This is a genomic window from Qipengyuania marincola, assembly GCF_029688625.1.
Lineage (GTDB): Bacteria > Pseudomonadota > Alphaproteobacteria > Sphingomonadales > Sphingomonadaceae > Qipengyuania.
Genome location: NZ_JARULC010000001.1, coordinates 203,686 through 222,927, shown reverse-complemented (window position 1 = coordinate 222,927; position 19,242 = coordinate 203,686). Strand labels below are relative to the sequence as shown.

Sequence of the window (19,242 nt, the reverse complement as noted above, 5' to 3'; positions counted from 1 at the left end):
AAAGGCGGGCTTATGAGATCGGAAAAAGGTCGGTCAGACCTTGCATTCTCTCTTGCTGAGTGATGAGATCGCCAACAGCTGCCAGGTACGGGGCCCCTGTTAACAAATGAAGCCAGCCATTCGACAGTTTCTAACCGACTATCTTGGAGAGGTCGTGGTTGGCGATGCCGCAGTATTTGCAGGAGCAGGACTTTCGATCCCTTCCGGTTACGTTGACTGGCGTGAGTTGATACGTCCTCTTGCTGAAGAACTTGACCTTAAGATCGACCTTGAAACCGATCTGGTGGGGGTGGCCCAGTTTCACGTCAATGCAAACGGCACCAATCGGGACAGGCTTCATAAGGCTGTCATCGAGGCAATTGCCCCCACCAATCCACCGACAAAAAACCATGAGCTTCTCGCGCAGCTACCAATTCGTACTTGGTGGACAACCAATTACGATAAGCTCATCGAAAACGCCCTCCGAAGCGCGGGGAAAGTTGTTGATGTAAAAAGCGCGGTGCCGCAGCTGGCGACCAGCCGTCCGGGCAGACAAGCAACGTTGTACAAGATGCACGGGGATGTCGACCGGCCCGACGAAGCCGTGGCGACCCGCGATGACTACGAACGTTATCAGACTGATAGAGGTGCCTTCACAAGTGCGCTTGCCGGCGACCTAGTTTCGAAGACGTTTCTTTTTTTGGGGTTCAGTTTCACAGATCCAAACTTAAATCATGTTCTTACTCAGGTTAGGTTGACCTTCAAAAGCAATCAAAGGCGGCACTACGCGGTCTTCAAAAAGCGGACGAAGCTAGCTGAGGAGACCGAAGAGGATTTTAGGCACCACAGCCTCCGTCAGGAACTAGTGATCGAGGATCTAAAGCGCTTCAACGTAAAAGTGCTGTCGGTTGACGAGTACGATGAAATTACGGAGTTTCTAGAAGAGCTTGTTGCCCGTTATCGCCGCCGCACTGTGTTTGTTTCCGCAAGCGCCGCTAACTTTGAGCCGTGGGGGAAAGAGGCAGTCACGCAATTCGCCGAGACGCTTGGCCGCCAACTGATCTCAAACGGCACTCGCCTCGCGACTGGTATCGGCCTTGGCTTCGGCGATGCTCTGCTTTCAGGAGCATTGAGGGAAGTCATGCGGTCCGACAGCAGTATCGAGGAAAACTTGGTGTTGCGACCGTTCCCGCAAAGCGGCGATCTAGAAAATCGAGCCGCTGTCTGGAAGGAATACAGGGAGGAAATCACATCCCACGCCGGAGTCGCCGTCTTCTTGTTCGGAACGAAAGAAGGTAATGAAGGGGTGATTTCGGCTGAAGGAATGAAAGAGGAGTTCGAAATCGCGCGAGCACAGGGTCTCGCTGTCGTACCAATCGGGGCAACTGGAGGGATGGCGAAAGAGCTTGCAGATCTAGCCCTCGCGGATGCGAGTCAGCTCATCCCGGAACTCGGAGCGAATGGTCCAACGCTTATCCAGGAATTGGCCGAGCATACCGACGATTTGTCCACATTGATCCAACCAATCATCGCGGTGATCCGTAAGCTTCAGGAAGGCACCTCCGAATAATGCGCAAAGTGTTCTTTAGCTTCCATTATGAACGCGACGTGCGTCGTATTCAGCAGGTCCGCAATTCATGGGTTGTGCGTGAAAGGGGTGCAGCACAGCCGTTCTACGATGCTGCAGAATTTGAAGATGCTAAGCGCCGGGCAGGCGGGATACAGAAATGGATAGACGACCAGCTTGCGGGTTGTTCCGTGACCGCGGTCCTCTTTGGGCGTGAGACCTACAGCCGCGAATGGGTCAAATACGAGATCAAGCGAAGCTACGAGCGCAAGATGGGAATTTTGGCCATCGATATCCACAATGTGAAGGATCCACTCAGTGGTGTTGATCTACCCGGTCGCAACCCTCTCGAGCACTGGAGAGCGGGCCAAAGGCCGTTCACTGACTTGTACCGTACCTATGACTGGGTACGAGACGATGGCTACAACAACATAGGCGCGTGGATTGAGCGAGCTGCCCGAGATGCTGGTAGGTAGACGGCATTCGACGCCAATGATCGGCCCGCCAGTGAAGCAGGGATCTGTGCCGCTTATGCATGCCCCCCGCGCCACGGAGTAGAAGGACATTGGAGTCGCTCGGCGAGAAGTCGGTTGAACCCACTTTCGCTCTTTACGGGTCTAGTTGGAGCTTTCCCCATCCGCCTAGGGACAGTCGCCATGGGAGTGTTTGCGATAAACTCTGACGGCTAGCATTGCGCCGATATATCAGAGATCTAAGCTTTGGCTGCAAAAGTCTAAAGGCGAACATCATTGTTGTTGGCCGGTTATCGCAGGCTTGCCGAAAGCTGCCTTGCCGAGCAAGGGTAGGGCATGATTGTCACTGTAGCGTTCGATGTAAAAAACCATGTTGAGGTGATGGAAGGCTGGCCCATCAGGTTGGGCGACAGAACCTTTTTTTTAGAACGTGAAGGTAATGTACTGAGGCGCGTTTGCGTAGCCTTCTCTGGTGTGGACATCGGAGAGGCTCCTTATGTGCAGGAAGCCGGCTCTGAGGCCGAGATCCCGCATATCACGGTTAAGGGGGGCAAGCACGCTTCTCTAGCTCGGAAGAGCATATTGAACTGGCAGGCCGTTATAAGCGGCCAGCAGATTGTAGACTTGGACTACGACAACTACGAGCTGCGCTTTCACGCGGAAGACGTGGCTGAGGAAGCCAGCATCCATCTCAAATCGTTTCGCACAGATCCGAGCAATGTTCTCAATCGAGATTGCGACTTTGAGCAGATCGGAAGGGCCTTTTGTGTAGGCCAGATCTCCGATGATCGAATTGAATCGACCTCGCATTTTCGCGAAGGGCGACTAGCATACGGTGCTGGCCGATACATCGACGCGTACAATAACATGTACCTGTTTCTCGAGACGCGATTCTGTGATGGAAAGACCGGCAACGAGAAGCAGACGGACCTCCTGTCGAAACAAGTTGAGCTCTGCAAATCGGTCGAGAACAATGCCAAGGTGTTCGCCAAGCAGAAGCCGACTGGACGGTCTCCTTTCAATCTCTTCAAACCAGACGATTCCACTCGAGATAAGATACGAGCCTTGGTACTGCTACGCGGGAAACTTCGTCATCATTCGCTCAAAAGTCCGCAGCGGTGGGACCCAAACAAGCAAGATGAGTACGAAAATGCGGCGAGATTCTTGGGTGCTGTAGTCGGCGACATCGTCATCAAGGAGTCGCTTGATGACATTTACGGACCCGCTGCACTGCAATCGTTCCGCGAAATCTCGGTCGCTACAGGTCATGAAACCAAAATTAAGGTAAATACATATCGGCTCAACAGGGAGCGAACGCTCGTATTGGATATGAGCTATCCGACGACGGTCGTGTCCAGCAAGCTTTGCCTTTCGACGCTCCGAAACGCTTTGAAAGAGTGCAACAAGGCCGGTCAGCTTGGGGATACCGTTCGATTGCAAGCGTCGAGCAGCCGTTCCGAACTTGAGCTTTTTTCATTGGATTTTGACGTTTGGGCCCACACTCCGAGTCGAGAGATCGAAACGAAAGAACCTATCGTTTCGGTCCGATGTGGCTTTGAGCATTACCAGGCTGGAAACATCGTCCGACATGAATTCTCGATCCCCGTTCCAGGTAATACGCTTTCAATCCCGGACGTCTGGAAGCTGTTGAAAAGATGCTTCAACCATATCGAGGAGAGGGACCCAACGACGCGGATCATGAACTTGAAGCTTTATTTGCATGACGGTGACAAAGCGTTTGTCGCATATCGCGTAGGCGCTCAGGTCAAAAACTGATCTGGATTGGCGATCGAGGTATTTCCCGACTGGATCGTACGGCAGCTTTCACCGAAAATGGTCGGGAAGAAAACAGTCAGCTCCCGGCCCCATAGCCGTCAGGCTGCTCTTGGCGAAAGCTGCCGGGCAGCAACGCGCCCTCATTTCGGTCGTTCGACCGATCGCTCGCGGTCCCGAAAAGCGGACATCGTCATTAGACCACCGCAACGTCCGCTCATGGGTGGTTTCAAATGATCCTCGGACGTCAGCGATGGGGTGTATTTGAAAAACTCGGCCTGACCCGATCCGCAGCCGATTTTCCGTAATAATGATTCAACGGGAGAAGGCGTCTTGAGGTAATGATGCAGGCATGAGCTCTTATGAGTTTTAATATTTCCCGCCGAAGGTGCATGCGGAGTTTTTCAACACAATAGGGTGGTGAGCGGACGGTCCGGTTTCAGCGTCTCGGTGGCAAAACCGGACATCCATTATGTCGTCATGTCGGTGACAAGGCGCCTGCCGATGAGCGCGAAAGCTCGGTGGCGCGAGAGTTCCTCGTGCCGACAATGCTTCAAGCTTAGTGTGGCCCAGCCTCGACGCGACCCTGTACGTCGCGAGCCGAAGAAAGTGCTTCCGCAAGCTCTCTGGCCGGACCCACGCCCCAATAGTGCAGGAAGTAGTAGATCGGTTCACCGCCGACCATATGATTGTGCAGGGCTACCACGTTAATGCCGCGTTCCCGCAGAGCGCGCAGGACCGGCTGGACCTCATCCTCGGTCATTATGAAATCGCCGTCTACCGCAGCCAGTTCATCGCTTCCTGAGAATGCAGCCCATGTTGTAAGTCCCATCGAGCCCCCAATCTCGATACCGTGCATCCGGCCTGACCTCGGAAAAGTGTATTTCACGACGCCATCGTCGATAGTCGGCTCCATTTCGAAAAGCGCGGTCAGAGGTGCAGGATCGATAACGCCGTCAGGATCGGGCGTCGCTCCGCCGAAGCTGCGCTGCGGCACAGGATTGGCTTGTCTCACCGCCTTGATCGCATCCCATACGGATTTCACGGCAGCCGCCATCCGGGCGGTGTCGCCGTGACCGCCGATATGCATGAAGTAGACAGGCGGATCATCGAAGATGAAGTGATTGTGCAACGCGGTGACCGTCAGTCCGCCCTCGAGAGCAGCATCCATCGCAGCCGTAATCTCGTCCTCGAAAACCACCGTATCGCCCATGACCATGACACCGCCCTCGACAGGTTTGAAGGCCGCCCAAGACCCAAGGCCCGCAGGAGGATCGAGGCGCATACCGTCGACGCTCACCTCGACATCGTCTCTGGTCCATCCGATGCGTGCCACCCCATCGTCGGTGATCGTCGCCTCGGCATGAGAGGCTTCGAAGATAAGAGCTGCAAGATTGTCCAGATTATCCTGGGCGTGAACCGGAGCGGCCAAGATCGTGAAACTCACGCTTGTTGCGAGTAAAAAATTGCGAATATTTCTCATGTGAAATCTCCTTATTATCGGTGACTTAACCAACGGCCGCGATGCCGAGATAATATATTGCCCCGACTGCTGCACTGACGAGCAGCACGGTCAACATGCCGACCTTGAAGCGCAGCATGGCGACGAGAGATGCCGCCGCAATGACGACAGAAGCGATGTCGATACTGGATATGTCGGGAACGAGCAGGCTCGCACCATAGCCTCGCACCTCGTCAAGCCGCGCGAACACGACATGCAGGGCGAACCAGATTGCAAGATTGAGAATGACGCCGACCACCGCCGCCGTCACAGCCGAGAGCGCGGCAGTCAGCAGCTTCACCCCGCGCAGTTTCTCGATGAAAGGCGCGCCGAGGAATATCCAGAGGAAGCACGGCGCAAACGTCACCCATGTCACGATGACAGAAGCCACAACGCCCGAAGCAACTGGCCCCATCATGCCCGCGTCCCGGTAGCCGCCCAAGAACCCTACGAACTGGACAACCTGGATCAGCGGGCCGGGCGTGGTCTCCGCCATGCCGAGCCCATCGAGCATCTCTCCCGGAGCGAGCCAGCCATGCGTCTGCACGGCTTCTTGCGCCATATAGGCCAGCACCGCGTAAGCTCCGCCGAAGGTCATGACTGCGAGCTTGGAAAAGAACACCGCCAATTGGGTGAACACGTGATCCGGACCGACCAGCAGGAGGAGAACAATTATCGGTGCAGCCCAGATACTTCCCCACGTCAGCGCCGTGCGCAAAGCGCCGTGCCAAGTGGGCTGAATCCGAGCGGAACCGCCCGCCTCCAATACGGCGTCTGTGGAGCTGTCCTTCTCGTCATCGGGGGTCTCGTGCGCCTTAATGACAAGGAACCGTCCGGGGTCGAAACGCCCGCCGAGAAAACCGACCAAGGCGGCCATCGCAATAATCAGCGGGAAGGGGGCATCGAATACGAATATCGCCACGAAGGCGGATGCGGCGATGAGATACATGGGCCAGGTCTTCAGCGCGCGCTTGCCGATACGCAAAAGCGCCTCGATCACGATTGCGAGCACCGCCGCCTTGATACCGAAAAAGATCGCTTGGACGAGGCTTGCTTCCTGAAAGCTCGCATAGAGGACGCACAGTGCCAGAATGCTTAGGAAGCCGGGAAGGACGAACAGGCACCCCGCCACCAAGCCGCCGCGCACACCGTGGAGAAGCCATCCGAAATAGGTGGCAAGTTGCATCGCCTCTGGTCCCGGAAGGAGCATGCAGTAGTTGAGAGCATGCAGGAAGCGGCTCTCGCCAATCCATCGCTTCTCTTCGACCAGAATGCGGTGCATCACCGCGATCTGTCCTGCCGGTCCTCCGAAACTGAGGGCAGCGATGCGCATCCATACGCGCGTCGCTTCAGCAAAGGAGACGCGATCCTGCTCGTAAGACAAACTGTTGCTGGGTGAATTCATCAATGCGCCCTTTTTGCACGACCATTCGTGCCGGACTTGGGCGCATTGCCTGATCGGGCGCCGGAGAGATTGCCCGAGCGCTCCACCTAGATCGACGGACACGCCGCGTCAACATTGGCCCTTGTGCAAGCTGATTTGCAATTCCCAAAGGACAGCTTGGATCGACTGTCCGCTTGCGGGCCTCGCTACATAGCAGCGCGTATGACCGTTATTAGGGTCGTTAGCCGAATGTCGGTTGTCGTCATAACGACACCCGAAAGCAGACCGACTGCAAACGGCCCAATTCCAGTCAAACCATCAAAGGCCAATATCGAACGGTTTGACCCGCTCCTTGGCTAGCTCGGGAGCCTTCTCGGGTTCAGCCTGTCGATCAGAGTTAGTCGCTTGGATTTGACCCAGCCTGAGTCCCTTCGCCGCCGATATGCCAAGTCGCTCGGTGATTTCAGCGGCTGATGTCTTCTCGCCCAGATTGGTCGCAATCCCTCGCCCAACTTTGTCTCGGTTGTCGACAATCAGCGTGAGCTCGTCTCGCAGGCGCGTGATCGTGACGAGGAAATTGCGCTGCGAGAGCAGTCGCCGCTCGCGACTGCCGAGCACGGCGATGCCCTTATCTGCCGTGAGGCCCTGCGCCATGTGAGCGTTGAGCGCGTAGGCGAGGTCGATCCGCTTCAACATCGGGTCATTCGGCTTCAGCTTATGCTCCATGCCGCTGGAGCTGGTGACGGTCACCCCATCCTGATCGATCGCGGTCACGGTTGCGCGGTCTGCATTTATCATTCCGCGCTGGTGATCGCTCGCAGTCCATCTGATCGCGTCTCCGGTGTACAGATCGAGATCCTTCTTCTCGAACAGCTGCAATGTTTGGTCGCTGCCCTTCGCCGACAACCTCGCTGGCACGAAGCGGCGCAAATGCCCTCGCTCATCGCGAAGCGTAACAACGCCCTTCTCGGTATCGACGGCGGCGATCTCATGGCTTCCGCGCCCAAGCCTATGGCGCGATTGGCGGCTTGCCACTTCAAGCATCATGCCCGGTTGATAGTTGCGCGCGTAGCGCAATTCCTCGCGTGTCGCATTCACACGGGTCAGAACCGCAAGCCTTGCGCTTGCTGGTCCGATTTCGCCATTGGCGGCGAGCCCGGTTTGAACGGCGGCATTTATCTCGGAGCGCAACCGACGACCTGCCGCGAAGATCGATGTGCGTTCGCGCTCGGCAGGCGGAAGGGACAGCCAGCGTTCCGCCGCGACGATTGCGCTGTCCTCCTGGACCTCGACGATATGATCCTTGAGATGTTCGAGTGCATCGCTGGTTTTGCCCGACTGGGCCGCCTGCTGCGCCCTCTTCAATGTATCTGAGCGCGCACGAAGATTGTGATCCATGCGCGCCGTTTCGGCCCCGACGCGCTGCGCCAGAGCGAAGGGCTTGCCCGCTTCGACAGCCCCTAACTGCTTTTCGTCGCCCATGAGCACGAGGCGATCGACTTTGAGCAGATTGGCAAGCCGGATCAGGCGGTCCTGGTCGCGGGTAGAAACCATTGAGGCTTCATCGAGAACGAGAACAGTGTCGCGATAATCTTCGCGCGCAGCGGCGATCTCGGCTTTGCCTGCCGAGCCATCAAGGAGCTTACGATTCTGTCCAAGAAAGCGATGCAAGGTCATCGACGGAATGCCGGTATCCTTCTCCAGCATGCGCACCAGTGTGTTCTGAACACCCAAGCCGATGACTCTCTTGCCGTGCTCTTCCAATAGCTGATTGAGGGGCCGCAAAACGCTCGACTTACCCGCCCCCGCCACACCCTGGACGGCTACCACGCGATTGGTCGACGAGAGGATCAACCGACCCGCCGCTTCCTGACCGGCATTCAATTTCATGCCGTAGTTGATAGCTGCGGACGCCTGCAAATATGGCCCAGCGCTCTCGGCATCGAGGATCGGAGGAACAGCGCCGTTCCCCTTCTCGATTTCAGCCAGCATGCGGGTCTCCAGCGTCAAGGCATCAGATGTCGTCAGCCACCCTTTCTGCGCGCCTCGCCCGCGTAACAGCGCGCCCTGCTGCGCGAGTTGCCCAATGCGTTTTTCGACTGACTTCATTGTAGTCGGCAGCCCGAAATCGAGCGACGCCTTGGCAAGATCAGTTGCCGTGAACGCCGCCTCTCGTTCGGACAAATGCCGCACCGCCGATGCAACCGCGTGAGCGGTCGCAATTTCTTCCCGGCCTTTCAAATGAAGCCGCTTGGGAATGAGCGGATCGCCCTCCTTGATGCCCATTCGCTCGGCAACGCTGGCGATCATTGCCCTGCCCCGTTCAAGCAAAGTGGGGCGATCATTTGCCCGCTTCATTGCCGCAACAATCAACTCGTGTGAACGCAGCTTCGCGTCGCGCACCATGCCTTCAAGGTCGAGCCTCTTATCCCAAGCCTGTCCTTCCCATTGGGCCATCAAGGCACCGCGATCGACATCGCTTTGTTTGGCCTGCCGGGTCGCCAGCGTCGCCACCAGACCAGCCTCGAGCCCTCCGCCGCGCCGGGCCTCGAGGACCTCCTGGCGCCGCGTCGAGAAGGCCATCACCGCGTTACGGTCGATGCCCTTGGCTTCGAAATTGCCATGCTTTCCGAATGCGCCGATCCAGTAGCCAAGCTTCTCTACCTCGATTCGGAAGCGCGCCATTGTCATGGCATTGAGCAAGGTATTGTGCTGCCACAGCTTGTCGTTACGCAGCGCTCTCCACTTGCCGTCCTTGTCCTGCGTCATGTTGGCGACGACGGCGTGGAAGTGCAGGTTCGGTTCCTGATTGCGATTGGTGTCGTGTTGGAACAGCGCGACGGTCAGGTTGTCGCTGGCATGAAGTCGCTCTTTGCCACCCTTCTCGGTGCGATACTGGGCCGCATTCTTCTCCGCCCATTGGAGGGTTTCGACGACCGCCGAACGGTACGCGTCGATGATCCGTTGATCCTTGCCGACGAGCGCCAGAAGCGACCAGCTTTTGGGCAGCGAAAAGGTCAGATCGGTCCCGGCACGGTGATACTGACCCTGGTGTCCGATACGTTCGCCATTGGGGAGTTCGCCGCGCAAAATCGCCTCAAACGCCTTGGCCTCGACCGTGCCCGAAAGACCCAGCCGCTCGGCGCCTTTGCCTACCCAGACCCCGGATCGATCGGCGTCTGCTTTGGTATAGTAGTTGTCGTTGGCGAAGTAGTTAGCCGCACCGCCAGCCGAGCGCACATTAGCAACAGAAAGCATCGTTCAGCGCCCCTCGCGCTTCGCGGCTTTGCTCTCGCGATATTCGCGAATGCGTCGTTGGTAAGCGACCACAACGCGGTCCCGCAGTTCCTTGTCCTTGTGGGTTCGGAGCCAGCCATCGAGGGCGATCTTGGTGAAGAGCAGATCGGCCAGAACCTGATCTCGGAACGCATCGTCCTGAGGCTGCTCCAGAGCCTCGATGACGGTGAGTTTCAGCCATTGGCTGACGCTCATATGCGCTGCATCAGCAGCGTCTTTGACAAGGGCATGAAGGTCTTCGTCGACATAGCATTGAAGGGCAAAACGCACGGCGTCACCTGACGTTTGGCCGCCCCTCCTCGGCCCAAAGCCCCCTCTCGATTGACATCAGTCTACGGCAGCGACCACCCTGTAGGAAAACGCTATTTTTCGACTTTAAATTAATAGCTTAGAGCCAAGCAACTCATATGTGAGTTGCGGATTGCGGAGGGACATCAGATGACATTACTTGGCGACAGATGCTCAAACGATGGTGAAACCCGCAGAAATTCTCGCCTCCCAAACACCGGATCTCCGGGTACGGTGTGCCCTCCAATTTCCCATATTCCCCCGCGTAACCAGTCATTTCACCGGTTCGTTCTGAAGCGGTTTTCCAGCTACTTCCAGAAGGATCTCCGCGCCCGCGCGGCGAAGGAGCGATTGGAACTGAGGCCAATCTAAAGCACGGCAAAAGGCCCCGCTGGATCGTGCGAGCGAGGCCTTCGAGAGCGTTAGATTACGGTTGCGGTTAGGCGGCCTTTGCTGCCCCTCCTTCCTTTGCCCTCGCAAGGAAATCGACCTGTTCCGCGATGATCTCGCAGCCGTAGCGGGTCTTCCCCTCGGCGTCCGTCCAACGGCTATAGTGGATGCGGCCCGTCACCATGATCATCGCACCTTTCGCGACATGCGCGGCGACGCTCTTCCCAATGCCATTGAAACAGGTGACCCGGTGCCATTCGGTCTCGGTCTGGCGGTTGCCTTCGCCGTCCTTGAAGCTGCGCGTGGTAGCGAGCGATATACTGGTAATCGTGGCGCTGCCGGAAGTTTCGCGGACTTCGGGAGTGTTTCCGACAAAGCCGACCAGTGTGACGGTGTTCTTCATTGTTCGTGTCCTTTCGAGACATTCGATCCGTCCAAGGGACCATCCCTTTGACTGAGCCCCGAAGAGGCCGGTCACGGGCAGGACTGCACCGAGCGTATGCGAGGGAAACCTCGCCCATCGGAGTGGTGCGGGTAGCCGCGCGAAGCGTGGCAACACGGTCCGAATGGGTGCGGGTTGCAGCGCCTGTCCGGGTTCGGTCAGGGGCGTGATCAGGTCATGAAAAGGGGATGGTTCTTGAAGGACGGAAGAACTCTGGGAGCCGAACAAGAGGCACTGCATCCCATGCCTGTTTCCCTCCGGCAAATCCCTGTCCCGACTTGTGAATCAGCCGCCCGTCGGCCAAGTATCGCGCCATGAATGCTATTGAGATCGAAGAAGCAATTTCAGAACTGGCCGCCGAGCCATTTGACCGGGCGGAGTTCCCCTTCGCGTTTCTCGAAGCGTTCGGGCGCAAGGCGAACACGCTGAAGCAATTGCGGGCCGGGACAACCAATGCCTCGGACCTTCCCGGCGGTGTCCTCCAGCGCAACAATATCCATATCGCCACGTGCGATCCGGGCACGGTCGACGAGACGCTCAAGGCCCTGCGTGAAAGCCCCAAGACGGGCGCCGCGAAGGCCAAGTTCATCCTCGCCACGGACGGGGTCGACTTGCAGGCGGAGGATCTGGTCAACGGCGAGTCCGTCGCCTGCGCCTACACCGATTTCCCGAACCACTTCGGCGCGTTCCTGCCGCTTGCGGGCATCACGACCGTCAAGCAAATCCGTGAGAACAGCTTTGACATCCGCGCCACCAGCAAGCTCAACAAGCTCTATGTCGAGCTGCTGAAAGAGAACCCGGACTGGGCCAAGGCGGAGCGCCGACCCGACATGAACCACTTCATGGCTAGGCTGATCTTCTGCTTCTTCGCCGAGGATACCGACATCTTTAACGGAGAGGGCCTGTTCACCTCCACGGTGGAGCGGTTCAGCGACAGGGAAAGCTCCAACACGCACGAGATCATCTCCAACATCTTCCGCGCGATGGACACGCCCACGCGGCACGAAGGGAAGCTGGACGATCGCTACCGCAAGGCGGCGAACATCCCGCCCCACGCCGATGCCTTCCCCTATGTCAACGGCGCGCTGTTTTCAGGCAGTGTGGAGGTTCCCCGCTTCAGCCGCATGGCGCGCAGTTACCTGCTGCATATCGGCGGGTTGAACTGGAAACAGATCAACCCCGATATCTTCGGTAGCATGATCCAGGCGGTCGCCGATGATGAGGAGCGCGGCGCGCTCGGCATGCATTACACAAGCGTGCCGAACATCCTGAAGGTGCTCAATCCGCTGTTCCTCGACGACCTGCGCCAGCAACTGGAGGAAGCGGGCGACAATGGCCGTAAGCTGGTAAACCTGCGCAACCGCATGGCGAAGATCAGGGTGTTCGATCCGGCCTGCGGATCGGGCAATTTCCTCGTCATCGCCTACAAGCAGATGCGCGAGATCGAGGCCGAGATAAACAAGCGGCGCGGCGAGAGCGAGCGCGACAGCGACATCCCGCTCACCAACTTTCGCGGCATCGAACTCCGCGACTTTCCGGCAGAGATCGCGCGTCTCGCGCTGATCATCGCCGAGTTCCAGTGTGACGTGCTTTATCGGGGCCAGAAGGAAGCGCTCGCCGACTTCCTGCCACTCGATAGCGAGAACTGGATTACGTGCGGAAATGCGCTTCAGCTTGATTGGGTCGACCTTTGGGGAACCAGTGGCTCGCCCGTAAAAGTGAAGAGTGACGACCTCTTTGGCACCCCGCTTGATCAATCTGAGATCGACTTCGAGCATCAAGGTGGCGAGACCTATATTTGCGGAAATCCACCGTTCAAGGGCACGCGAAAGCAGGAGCGCCAAGAAAAGGAAGACTTGGAACGCGTTTTCTCTAGCCTGACTACGCAGTGGAAAAATGTAGACTATGTAGGCGCTTGGCTGATGAAGGCTGCGATGTACAACGAGGTATGCCACGCACCTTTTGCCTTCGTGACTACGAACAGCCTTTGCCAGGGGCAGCAGGTTCCGATTACTTGGAAGATCCTCTTGGATCGGGGGTTCCGGATCAGGTTCGCCCATACGTCCTTCAAGTGGTCGAACCTCGCAGCCAACAAAGCTGGCGTGACAGTCATTGTTACCGGAGTTGATAAGGAGCCAGGCGGGATCAGGCGGATAATTACCGATGAGAGCGTTCGTGAGGTTGCAAACATCAACCCGTATCTAACTGACCATACGATTTCTGTGGTGCCAGCGTCCAAGAAGCCCAAATGGACAAAAATTCCCATGGAGTACGGCGTCTATTATTCGAAGTCGGCTGGTCTGATGTTCGATGCTGATGAGAAGTCTGCGTTGTTGAAAGACGGGGTGCCGGAAACCATGGTTCGTCGGTTCATCGGCTCAACGGAATTTATCAATGGGAAGCTGAGGTATTGCCTTTGGATTGATGACTCTGAAGTTGAGAATGCCCGACGCTTTCCTGAGGTGTGTGAGCGCATCGACAGCGTGCGGAAGGATCGCTTGGAAACAACCGATAAAGCCGTCAATAAATTAGCCGCCCGCCCGCATCAATTTCGGGAGCGCAAAGGTGATGATCAGCGAAAGATTTTCGTGCCGATTGTTTCATCCGAAAATAGGGAATTTTTTCCGGCGGGATTGGTCGGAGATTCGGTAATCCCAACCAATAAGGCTTTCTACATTCCTGAAGGACCTCTCTGGGCCCTGGCTATCATTTCGTCGAAATTGCACCTGGCGTGGATTGAGGCAATCTGCGGTCGGCTCGAAATGCGGCTGTCTTATTCTAACACTCTCGGTTGGAACACCTTTCCGCTTCCACCTTCCGGCCTAACTCAACAACATAAATCCGACCTTACCCGCTGCGCCGAGGACATCCTACTCGCCCGCGAAGCGCATTTCCCCAAGACCATCGCCGATCTGTACGATCCGGAAAAGATGCCCGAAAACCTCCGCCACGCGCACGATCGCAACGACGAGGTCCTGGAACGCATCTACATTGGCCGTCGCTTTAAAAACGACACCGAACGCCTCGAAAAGCTGTTCGAGCTCTACACCAAAATGACCAGCGCGAAGGCTGCTTGATGGCAGCGCGGACTCATTCCTCGGGAGCATCCTCGGAATGACTGTCTGCGCCAAATGCGGTCAGCCGGTTGAATTCCGCTTCATGGATGGTCGACCTATACCCCTTCATTTCGAGGGTGGATGTTCAGGTAGTCAAGGTGCCACCGGTGGCGAGCGCGTGCGAAAGAGTGACGAAAGTAGCTGCATCCGCACGGAATGCCCAAAGTGCTCCGACGCAGTGTTCTTCATTCGCCACAACGGAGGCAGCGTCTGGATCGATCCACCGCTTGGACCCCCTTGGTACCGGCACGGTTGCATGGACATGGCTGGCCAATCAGCTTCAAGCGGTCCGGATCAGCGAACTTCGATTGTCGATGCCGGACTGATTGATGAGCTCGGGGAACGAGAGGGCATCATTACCGGTGTCGTCAAGATTTCAGAGATAAGCGAAGATCGACGGCGCACTCTTCTCACAATCGAAGTAGGCGAAGCGGAGGATCTGGTGGTACTGGTCAAGGGCGGTGCAGACTCTTTCGTCGGCAAGATTGTCATCGTGGACGGGCCACAACGTCTGATCTATTGCGCAGATGAAAGACGTTTTGCCTTTTCAGTCCCCAATACCCTTTCCGTTCCGCAAGCTTTCATCGATGCCGGAATCGATCTGCCTGAACCGCTTGGTTCGGCAAAGGCGAGGAAGCTTCGATCTTCTATCGAACCCTCCCTGCCCGGAGAGCTAACCGAAAAGCAACGCCAGTTGCTGGTGAAATACAAGGCAGCAGGAGGCGGCGGGAAATGGAAGCTACCAAGTCTCTTGCAGTTGATCGCAGTCCTGAAGGGAAACGAGAAGGACGAAGCCGCTCACCTCGCAGCGATGATGATCCTCGAAAAAGCAGAGAAGCATGGAGATTGTTCTCATGCAGCCGACCTCGCCAAGCTGCTTTCCCCAGCCAGGCGAGAGAACTTGCGGGCATGGTTTGCCCGCTTTTCGCCAATCTCGGTCGATATCAGCAGGAAGCAGCACAAAGCGCATTTCTTCAAATCGGCGAAAGGGGAACGAAAATCCTTTGATCTCCCTGCCGGTCGCCGGACCCCGTTCTACAAACTCGCTTCCCGCTGAGATTTCTTGACTTCAAAGCCTTGAGGGGCATATATCTCATTTGAGATACAGGAGGTGTTATGAACGCTCACAGCTCTATGATCCATGTCCGTATGGACAATGATCTGAAAGACCGCGCGACCGAGGCGCTAGCGGCGATGGGTCTGTCGACCGCCGATGCCGTGCGTCTGCTGTTTCATCGCATCGCCACCGATCAGGCCTTCCCGCTCGAGCTGAAGGTTCCCAATGCGGAAACCCGCGCGGCGATGGAAGAGGCCGACGAGTTCTTCAAGAATGGCGGCACGCCGGGCTTCGACAATGCTGACGAAATGTTCGCCGAGCTTGATAAAGAGAGCAAAGCCTTGCGCGAGGCCGGAAAACCGAAGTCTTGAAAAAAGCGGCTGCGAGCAAGCGCGCCGCGCTGCCCCGGACGATTGGCTATGCGAAGTCCTTCCTGAAAGACTTCGAGCGGCTATCGCGTTCGGGCCGATACGATATGAAAAAGCTCAAGCAGGTCATGCTGCTGCTCATCGCCAATGACGCGCCGCTCGGCCCTGAGTGGAAAGACCACGCACTCAAGGGAGAATGGCAGGGGCACCGGGAATGCCATGTCGGTGGCGATTTCCTGCTGATCTACCGGGTGGAAGACATTCCGGGCCCGGGCGGCGGCATATTCTTCACCCGCGCCGGAACACACAGTGAGCTTTTCAAATGAGCGCCAAGGATCAGATCATTCCCGCCGTATCGTTCACGACTGCCCAGACCGGCGCGTCGGCCAAGTCGGACGAGCTGGGCATGCGCCCGATGCAGGCACAAGCCTATGAGAAGCGCGGCGAGCAATATCTGCTGATCAAATCGCCACCTGCCTCGGGCAAGTCGCGCGCGCTCATGTTCATAGCGCTCGACAAGCTGGCGAACCAGAATGTCCGCCAAGCCATCATCTGCGTGCCCGAACGCTCTATCGGCGCAAGCTTTAACAGCGAACCACTGAGCAAGTCCGGTTTCTTCACTGACTGGAACGTCGCCCCGCAATGGAACCTGTGCAACACGCCGGGAGCCGATGACCCCAAGGTCGCGAAGTCGAAGGTCAAGGCGGTCGGCGAATTCCTTGCGAGCGACGAAAAGGTGCTCGTCTGCACTCATGCGACGTTCCGCTTCGCATTCGACGAGCTTGGCCCGGAAGCATTCGACAACCGCCTGGTAGCTATCGACGAATTCCACCACGTCTCCGCCGATGCGGGCAACCGTCTCGGCGCGCAGCTTGCGCAGTTGATCGGACGCGACAAGGCGCATGTCGTGGCGATGACGGGCAGCTATTTCCGGGGTGATGCGATCCCAGTGCTTGCGCCGGAAGACGAAGCCAAGTTCGAGACCGTCACCTACACCTACTACCAGCAGCTCAATGGCTACGAGTATCTGAAGACGCTCGATATCGGCTACAGCTTTTACACCGGGCCTTACACCGAGAAGATTTCGGCGCTGCTCGATCCGACGGTGAAGACCATCGTCCACATCCCATCGGTCAATTCGCGCGAGAGCCTGAAAGACAAGCATCGCGAGGCCGAGGACATCATGAACCACCTCGGTGATTGGCAGGGCATCGATCCCGAGACAGGGTTCCACCTGATCAAGACGGCTGCCGGGAACGTGATTAAGGTGGCCGACCTCGTCGACGACGATTCCGCCAAGCGCGACCGCGTCGCCGCAGCCCTGAAATCGCCCGATGCTCGAACGGATCGCGACTTCGTCGACATCATCATTGCGCTGGGTATGGCGAAGGAAGGCTTCGACTGGATCTGGTGCGAGCACGCGCTGACGGTCGGCTATCGATCCAGCCTGACTGAAATCATTCAGATCATCGGGCGCGCAACCCGTGATGCGCCGGGCAAGACCCGCGCTCGCTTTACCAATCTGATCGCCGAACCGGCTGCGGACAGCCCGCTCGTTGTCGACGCGATCAACGATTACCTCAAGGCGATTGCGGCCAGCTTGCTAATGGAGCAGGTGCTCGCACCCCGCTTCGACTTCACCCCAAAGGACGCAGGGCCGAAGCCGGACTTCGACTACGGACCCGGTGGATACAAGGAAGGTGAGACCAATTTTGGCGTGAACGATCACGGCCAGATGCATTTCGAGATCAAGGGTCTCAAACTGCCAAAGAGCGTCGAGGCGACGCGTATCTGCCGCGAGGATCTCAACGAGGTCATTGCGACCTTTGTGCAGGACAAGGCAGTCGTTGAACGCGGCGTATTCGACCCCGACGTGGTTCCAGAAGAGCTGACCCAGCTCAAGATGGGCAAGATCATTCGGGAAAAGTACCCCGAATTGAGCGAACACGATCAGGAAGCGGTCCGCCAACAGGCGGTTGCTGCGATGAGTCTGACCCAGCAAGCCAAGGCTGTGCTGACAAGCGATGGTGATGGCGAGATCAAGGCAAATACCGCCTTCATCGAAGGTGTGCGCAGGTTCGCGCTCAGCGTAACGGAGCTCGACATCGACCTCATCGATCGGGTCAATCCATTCGAGGCAACGATTGCTGTTTTGGCTAAGTCCATGGATGCAAAGACCCTGTTGCAGGTTCAGGCGGTCATCAACGCAAAGAAGGACAAACTGACCTACGAAGATGCGCGCGCACTTGCTGAGCGTGCATTGGAATTCAAGCGGGAGCGCGGACGGCTGCCGTCGCTGACTTCTCAAGATGCGTGGGAACGCAAGATGGCCGAAGGCATCGCTTTCCTCCAACGCCACGCCACCAAAGAAGCCAGCAATGGCTGAATTGAGTGACCTCGAACTGCTGGCCGAGCTTGGTGTCGAAACAGCACCCGAGCCGGTTCGAAAGCTGACCCCGCTTCAGGAACGCATCATAGCGGGATTCGAGGACATACAGCGTTTCGTCAAGGAGCATGGACGCCTTCCCAGGCATGGGGACGATCATGACATTTTTGAGCGACTCTATGCCGTCCGCCTTGAGAGGCTTCGCGCTCTTCCCGAAGCGCAAGAGCTCCTGGCGAGCATGGACCAGGACGGCATTCTGGATGCAGTCGAGCCGTTAGGGAAACCATCGGACGAATTAGACGACACTGCACTTCTGGCAGAGCTTGGCATCCAACCGGGCTCGGAAGATGACATCACAAAGCTGCGGCATGTGAGTTCTCGGGCCGAGAAGAGAGCGGCTGAAGAGATCGCCAACCGCGAGAGGTGCGAGGATTTCGAAGAGTTCAAGCCGCTGTTCGAGGCGGTGCAGGTCGATCTGAAGGCCGGTAGCAGACAGGCCAAGGCGCTCGGCAATTCCGAGGTCACACTGGCCGAAATCCAGCCGGGGAATTTCTTCATCGTCGGCGGGCAACTCGCATACATCGCCGCCTCGACCGACGCCTTTACGACTCAGTATGAGCGGGCTGATCGCCGTGTCCGAGTCATTTATGACAACGCAACCGAGGCGACGATCCTTTCACGCTCATTCCAGAAGTCGCTCTATCGGGACGAGTCCGCTAGGCGCGTGAGCGAGCAAAGCGCAGGACCGCTTTTTGGAGACACCGCTGAGCCCGACGATCTGGAGAGCGGCACGATCTACGTACTCCGCAGCGAATCGTCGCATCCCTATGTCGACGAGCATCGCGAGCTGATCCATAAGATCGGCGTTACAGGGCAGCCGGTCCTCAGCCGGATTGCCAACGCGCGTAACGATCCGACTTTCATGCTCGCGGACGTCGAAGTCGTGGCCGAGTACAAGCTCTTCAACATCAACCGGACCAAGCTCGAACGGCTGATCCATCGTGCGCTCGGGCCTGCCCGCCTTGATCTTTCAGCAGGCGATCGATTTGGCAAAACTGTACAGCCGCGCGAGTGGTTCCTTGTCCCGCTTTCGATCATCAACGAATTAGTGTCGCGGATCAGTGACGGTACTGTCACGCAGCACGTTTACGATCCCGCAAGGGCGGAGTTCGTTGCCCAAGATGACGCCTAACAAACGGTTGGACGCAATCAGGCGAAGTT

14 protein-coding genes are annotated in these 19,242 nt (G+C 57.3%); 9 read left to right on the top strand and 5 right to left on the bottom strand.

The window, feature by feature from the left end; all coding sequences use genetic code 11:
- Positions 1–106: 106 nt before the first annotated feature.
- The 3 genes from P8Q88_RS01150 (at position 107) to P8Q88_RS01140 (ending at position 3,795) form a co-directional block, all read left to right on the top strand.
- Positions 107–1,549, top strand: a complete 1,443-nt coding sequence (locus P8Q88_RS01150) for an SIR2 family protein (RefSeq protein WP_222555099.1) — start codon at positions 107–109, stop codon at positions 1,547–1,549.
- Positions 1,549–2,022 carry a TIR domain-containing protein gene (locus P8Q88_RS01145; RefSeq protein WP_261388803.1) on the top strand — a complete coding sequence of 158 codons (474 nt, stop codon included), beginning with the start codon at positions 1,549–1,551 and terminating at the stop codon, positions 2,020–2,022. The genes P8Q88_RS01150 and P8Q88_RS01145 overlap by 1 nt, the downstream gene beginning before the upstream one ends.
- Before the next feature lie 333 nt (positions 2,023–2,355).
- Complete coding sequence (locus P8Q88_RS01140; RefSeq protein ID WP_222555098.1) at positions 2,356–3,795, top strand: hypothetical protein; 1,440 nt, start codon at positions 2,356–2,358, stop codon at positions 3,793–3,795.
- A gap of 556 nt (positions 3,796–4,351) precedes the next feature.
- On the opposite strand, the gene P8Q88_RS01135 is transcribed toward P8Q88_RS01140, so the two are convergent.
- The 5 genes from P8Q88_RS01135 to P8Q88_RS01115 all read right to left on the bottom strand — a co-directional run bounded on the left by P8Q88_RS01135 (position 4,352) and on the right by P8Q88_RS01115 (position 11,055).
- A complete protein-coding gene (locus tag P8Q88_RS01135) occupies positions 4,352–5,275 on the bottom strand; it encodes a DUF1259 domain-containing protein (RefSeq protein ID WP_228135194.1) in 924 nt (307 codons plus the stop codon).
- A 25-nt stretch (positions 5,276–5,300) separates the two neighbouring features.
- Complete coding sequence (gene chrA / locus P8Q88_RS01130; RefSeq protein WP_222555097.1) at positions 5,301–6,698, bottom strand: chromate efflux transporter; 1,398 nt, start codon at positions 6,696–6,698, stop codon at positions 5,301–5,303.
- Between the two features lie 297 nt (positions 6,699–6,995).
- Entirely contained in the window at positions 6,996–9,935 is a 2,940-nt protein-coding gene (mobF, locus tag P8Q88_RS01125) for a MobF family relaxase (RefSeq protein ID WP_278321997.1), read from the bottom strand.
- Positions 9,936–9,938: 3 nt separating this feature from the next.
- Complete coding sequence (locus tag P8Q88_RS01120) at positions 9,939–10,244, bottom strand: hypothetical protein (protein ID WP_278321996.1); 306 nt, start codon at positions 10,242–10,244, stop codon at positions 9,939–9,941.
- A gap of 457 nt (positions 10,245–10,701) precedes the next feature.
- Positions 10,702–11,055: a single-stranded DNA-binding protein gene (locus tag P8Q88_RS01115; protein WP_278321995.1), complete on the bottom strand. Its 354-nt coding sequence runs from the start codon at positions 11,053–11,055 to the stop codon at positions 10,702–10,704.
- A 353-nt stretch (positions 11,056–11,408) separates the two neighbouring features.
- Between P8Q88_RS01115 and P8Q88_RS01110 the strand changes: the two genes are divergently transcribed.
- From P8Q88_RS01110 to P8Q88_RS01085, 6 genes are all read left to right on the top strand, one after another.
- Positions 11,409–14,171, top strand: coding sequence for a class I SAM-dependent DNA methyltransferase (locus P8Q88_RS01110; RefSeq protein WP_278321994.1), 2,763 nt, complete (start codon positions 11,409–11,411; stop codon positions 14,169–14,171).
- Between the two features lie 295 nt (positions 14,172–14,466).
- On the top strand, positions 14,467–15,267 hold the full coding sequence (locus P8Q88_RS01105; RefSeq protein WP_278321993.1) for a hypothetical protein: 801 nt from the start codon (positions 14,467–14,469) through the stop codon (positions 15,265–15,267).
- 77 nt (positions 15,268–15,344) lie between these two features.
- Positions 15,345–15,638 carry a type II toxin-antitoxin system RelB/DinJ family antitoxin gene (locus P8Q88_RS01100; protein ID WP_278321992.1) on the top strand — a complete coding sequence of 98 codons (294 nt, stop codon included), beginning with the start codon at positions 15,345–15,347 and terminating at the stop codon, positions 15,636–15,638.
- The gene (locus P8Q88_RS01095) at positions 15,635–15,961 is read left to right on the top strand and encodes a type II toxin-antitoxin system YafQ family toxin (RefSeq protein ID WP_278321991.1); all 327 of its coding nucleotides are present in this window, start codon (positions 15,635–15,637) and stop codon (positions 15,959–15,961) included. The genes P8Q88_RS01100 and P8Q88_RS01095 overlap by 4 nt, the downstream gene beginning before the upstream one ends.
- Positions 15,958–18,021 carry a DEAD/DEAH box helicase gene (locus tag P8Q88_RS01090; RefSeq protein WP_278321990.1) on the top strand — a complete coding sequence of 688 codons (2,064 nt, stop codon included), beginning with the start codon at positions 15,958–15,960 and terminating at the stop codon, positions 18,019–18,021. The genes P8Q88_RS01095 and P8Q88_RS01090 overlap by 4 nt, the downstream gene beginning before the upstream one ends.
- The gene (locus P8Q88_RS01085) at positions 17,945–19,213 is read left to right on the top strand and encodes a GIY-YIG nuclease family protein (protein WP_278321989.1); all 1,269 of its coding nucleotides are present in this window, start codon (positions 17,945–17,947) and stop codon (positions 19,211–19,213) included. The genes P8Q88_RS01090 and P8Q88_RS01085 overlap by 77 nt, the downstream gene beginning before the upstream one ends.
- Positions 19,214–19,242 lie beyond the last annotated feature (29 nt).

Coding starts and splice junctions, on each gene's coding strand:
- P8Q88_RS01110 (WP_278321994.1), top strand. CDS start 11,409: ATGAATGCTATTGAGATCGAAGAAGCAATTTCAGAACTGGCCGCCGAG.
- P8Q88_RS01150 (WP_222555099.1), top strand. CDS start 107: ATGAAGCCAGCCATTCGACAGTTTCTAACCGACTATCTTGGAGAGGTC.
- P8Q88_RS01145 (WP_261388803.1), top strand. CDS start 1,549: ATGCGCAAAGTGTTCTTTAGCTTCCATTATGAACGCGACGTGCGTCGT.
- P8Q88_RS01140 (WP_222555098.1), top strand. CDS start 2,356: ATGATTGTCACTGTAGCGTTCGATGTAAAAAACCATGTTGAGGTGATG.
- P8Q88_RS01090 (WP_278321990.1), top strand. CDS start 15,958: ATGAGCGCCAAGGATCAGATCATTCCCGCCGTATCGTTCACGACTGCC.
- chrA (WP_222555097.1), bottom strand. CDS start 6,698: ATGAATTCACCCAGCAACAGTTTGTCTTACGAGCAGGATCGCGTCTCC.
- mobF (WP_278321997.1), bottom strand. CDS start 9,935: ATGCTTTCTGTTGCTAATGTGCGCTCGGCTGGCGGTGCGGCTAACTAC.
- P8Q88_RS01115 (WP_278321995.1), bottom strand. CDS start 11,055: ATGAAGAACACCGTCACACTGGTCGGCTTTGTCGGAAACACTCCCGAA.
- P8Q88_RS01100 (WP_278321992.1), top strand. CDS start 15,345: ATGATCCATGTCCGTATGGACAATGATCTGAAAGACCGCGCGACCGAG.
- P8Q88_RS01135 (WP_228135194.1), bottom strand. CDS start 5,275: ATGAGAAATATTCGCAATTTTTTACTCGCAACAAGCGTGAGTTTCACG.
- P8Q88_RS01085 (WP_278321989.1), top strand. CDS start 17,945: ATGCGTGGGAACGCAAGATGGCCGAAGGCATCGCTTTCCTCCAACGCC.
- P8Q88_RS01105 (WP_278321993.1), top strand. CDS start 14,467: ATGGACATGGCTGGCCAATCAGCTTCAAGCGGTCCGGATCAGCGAACT.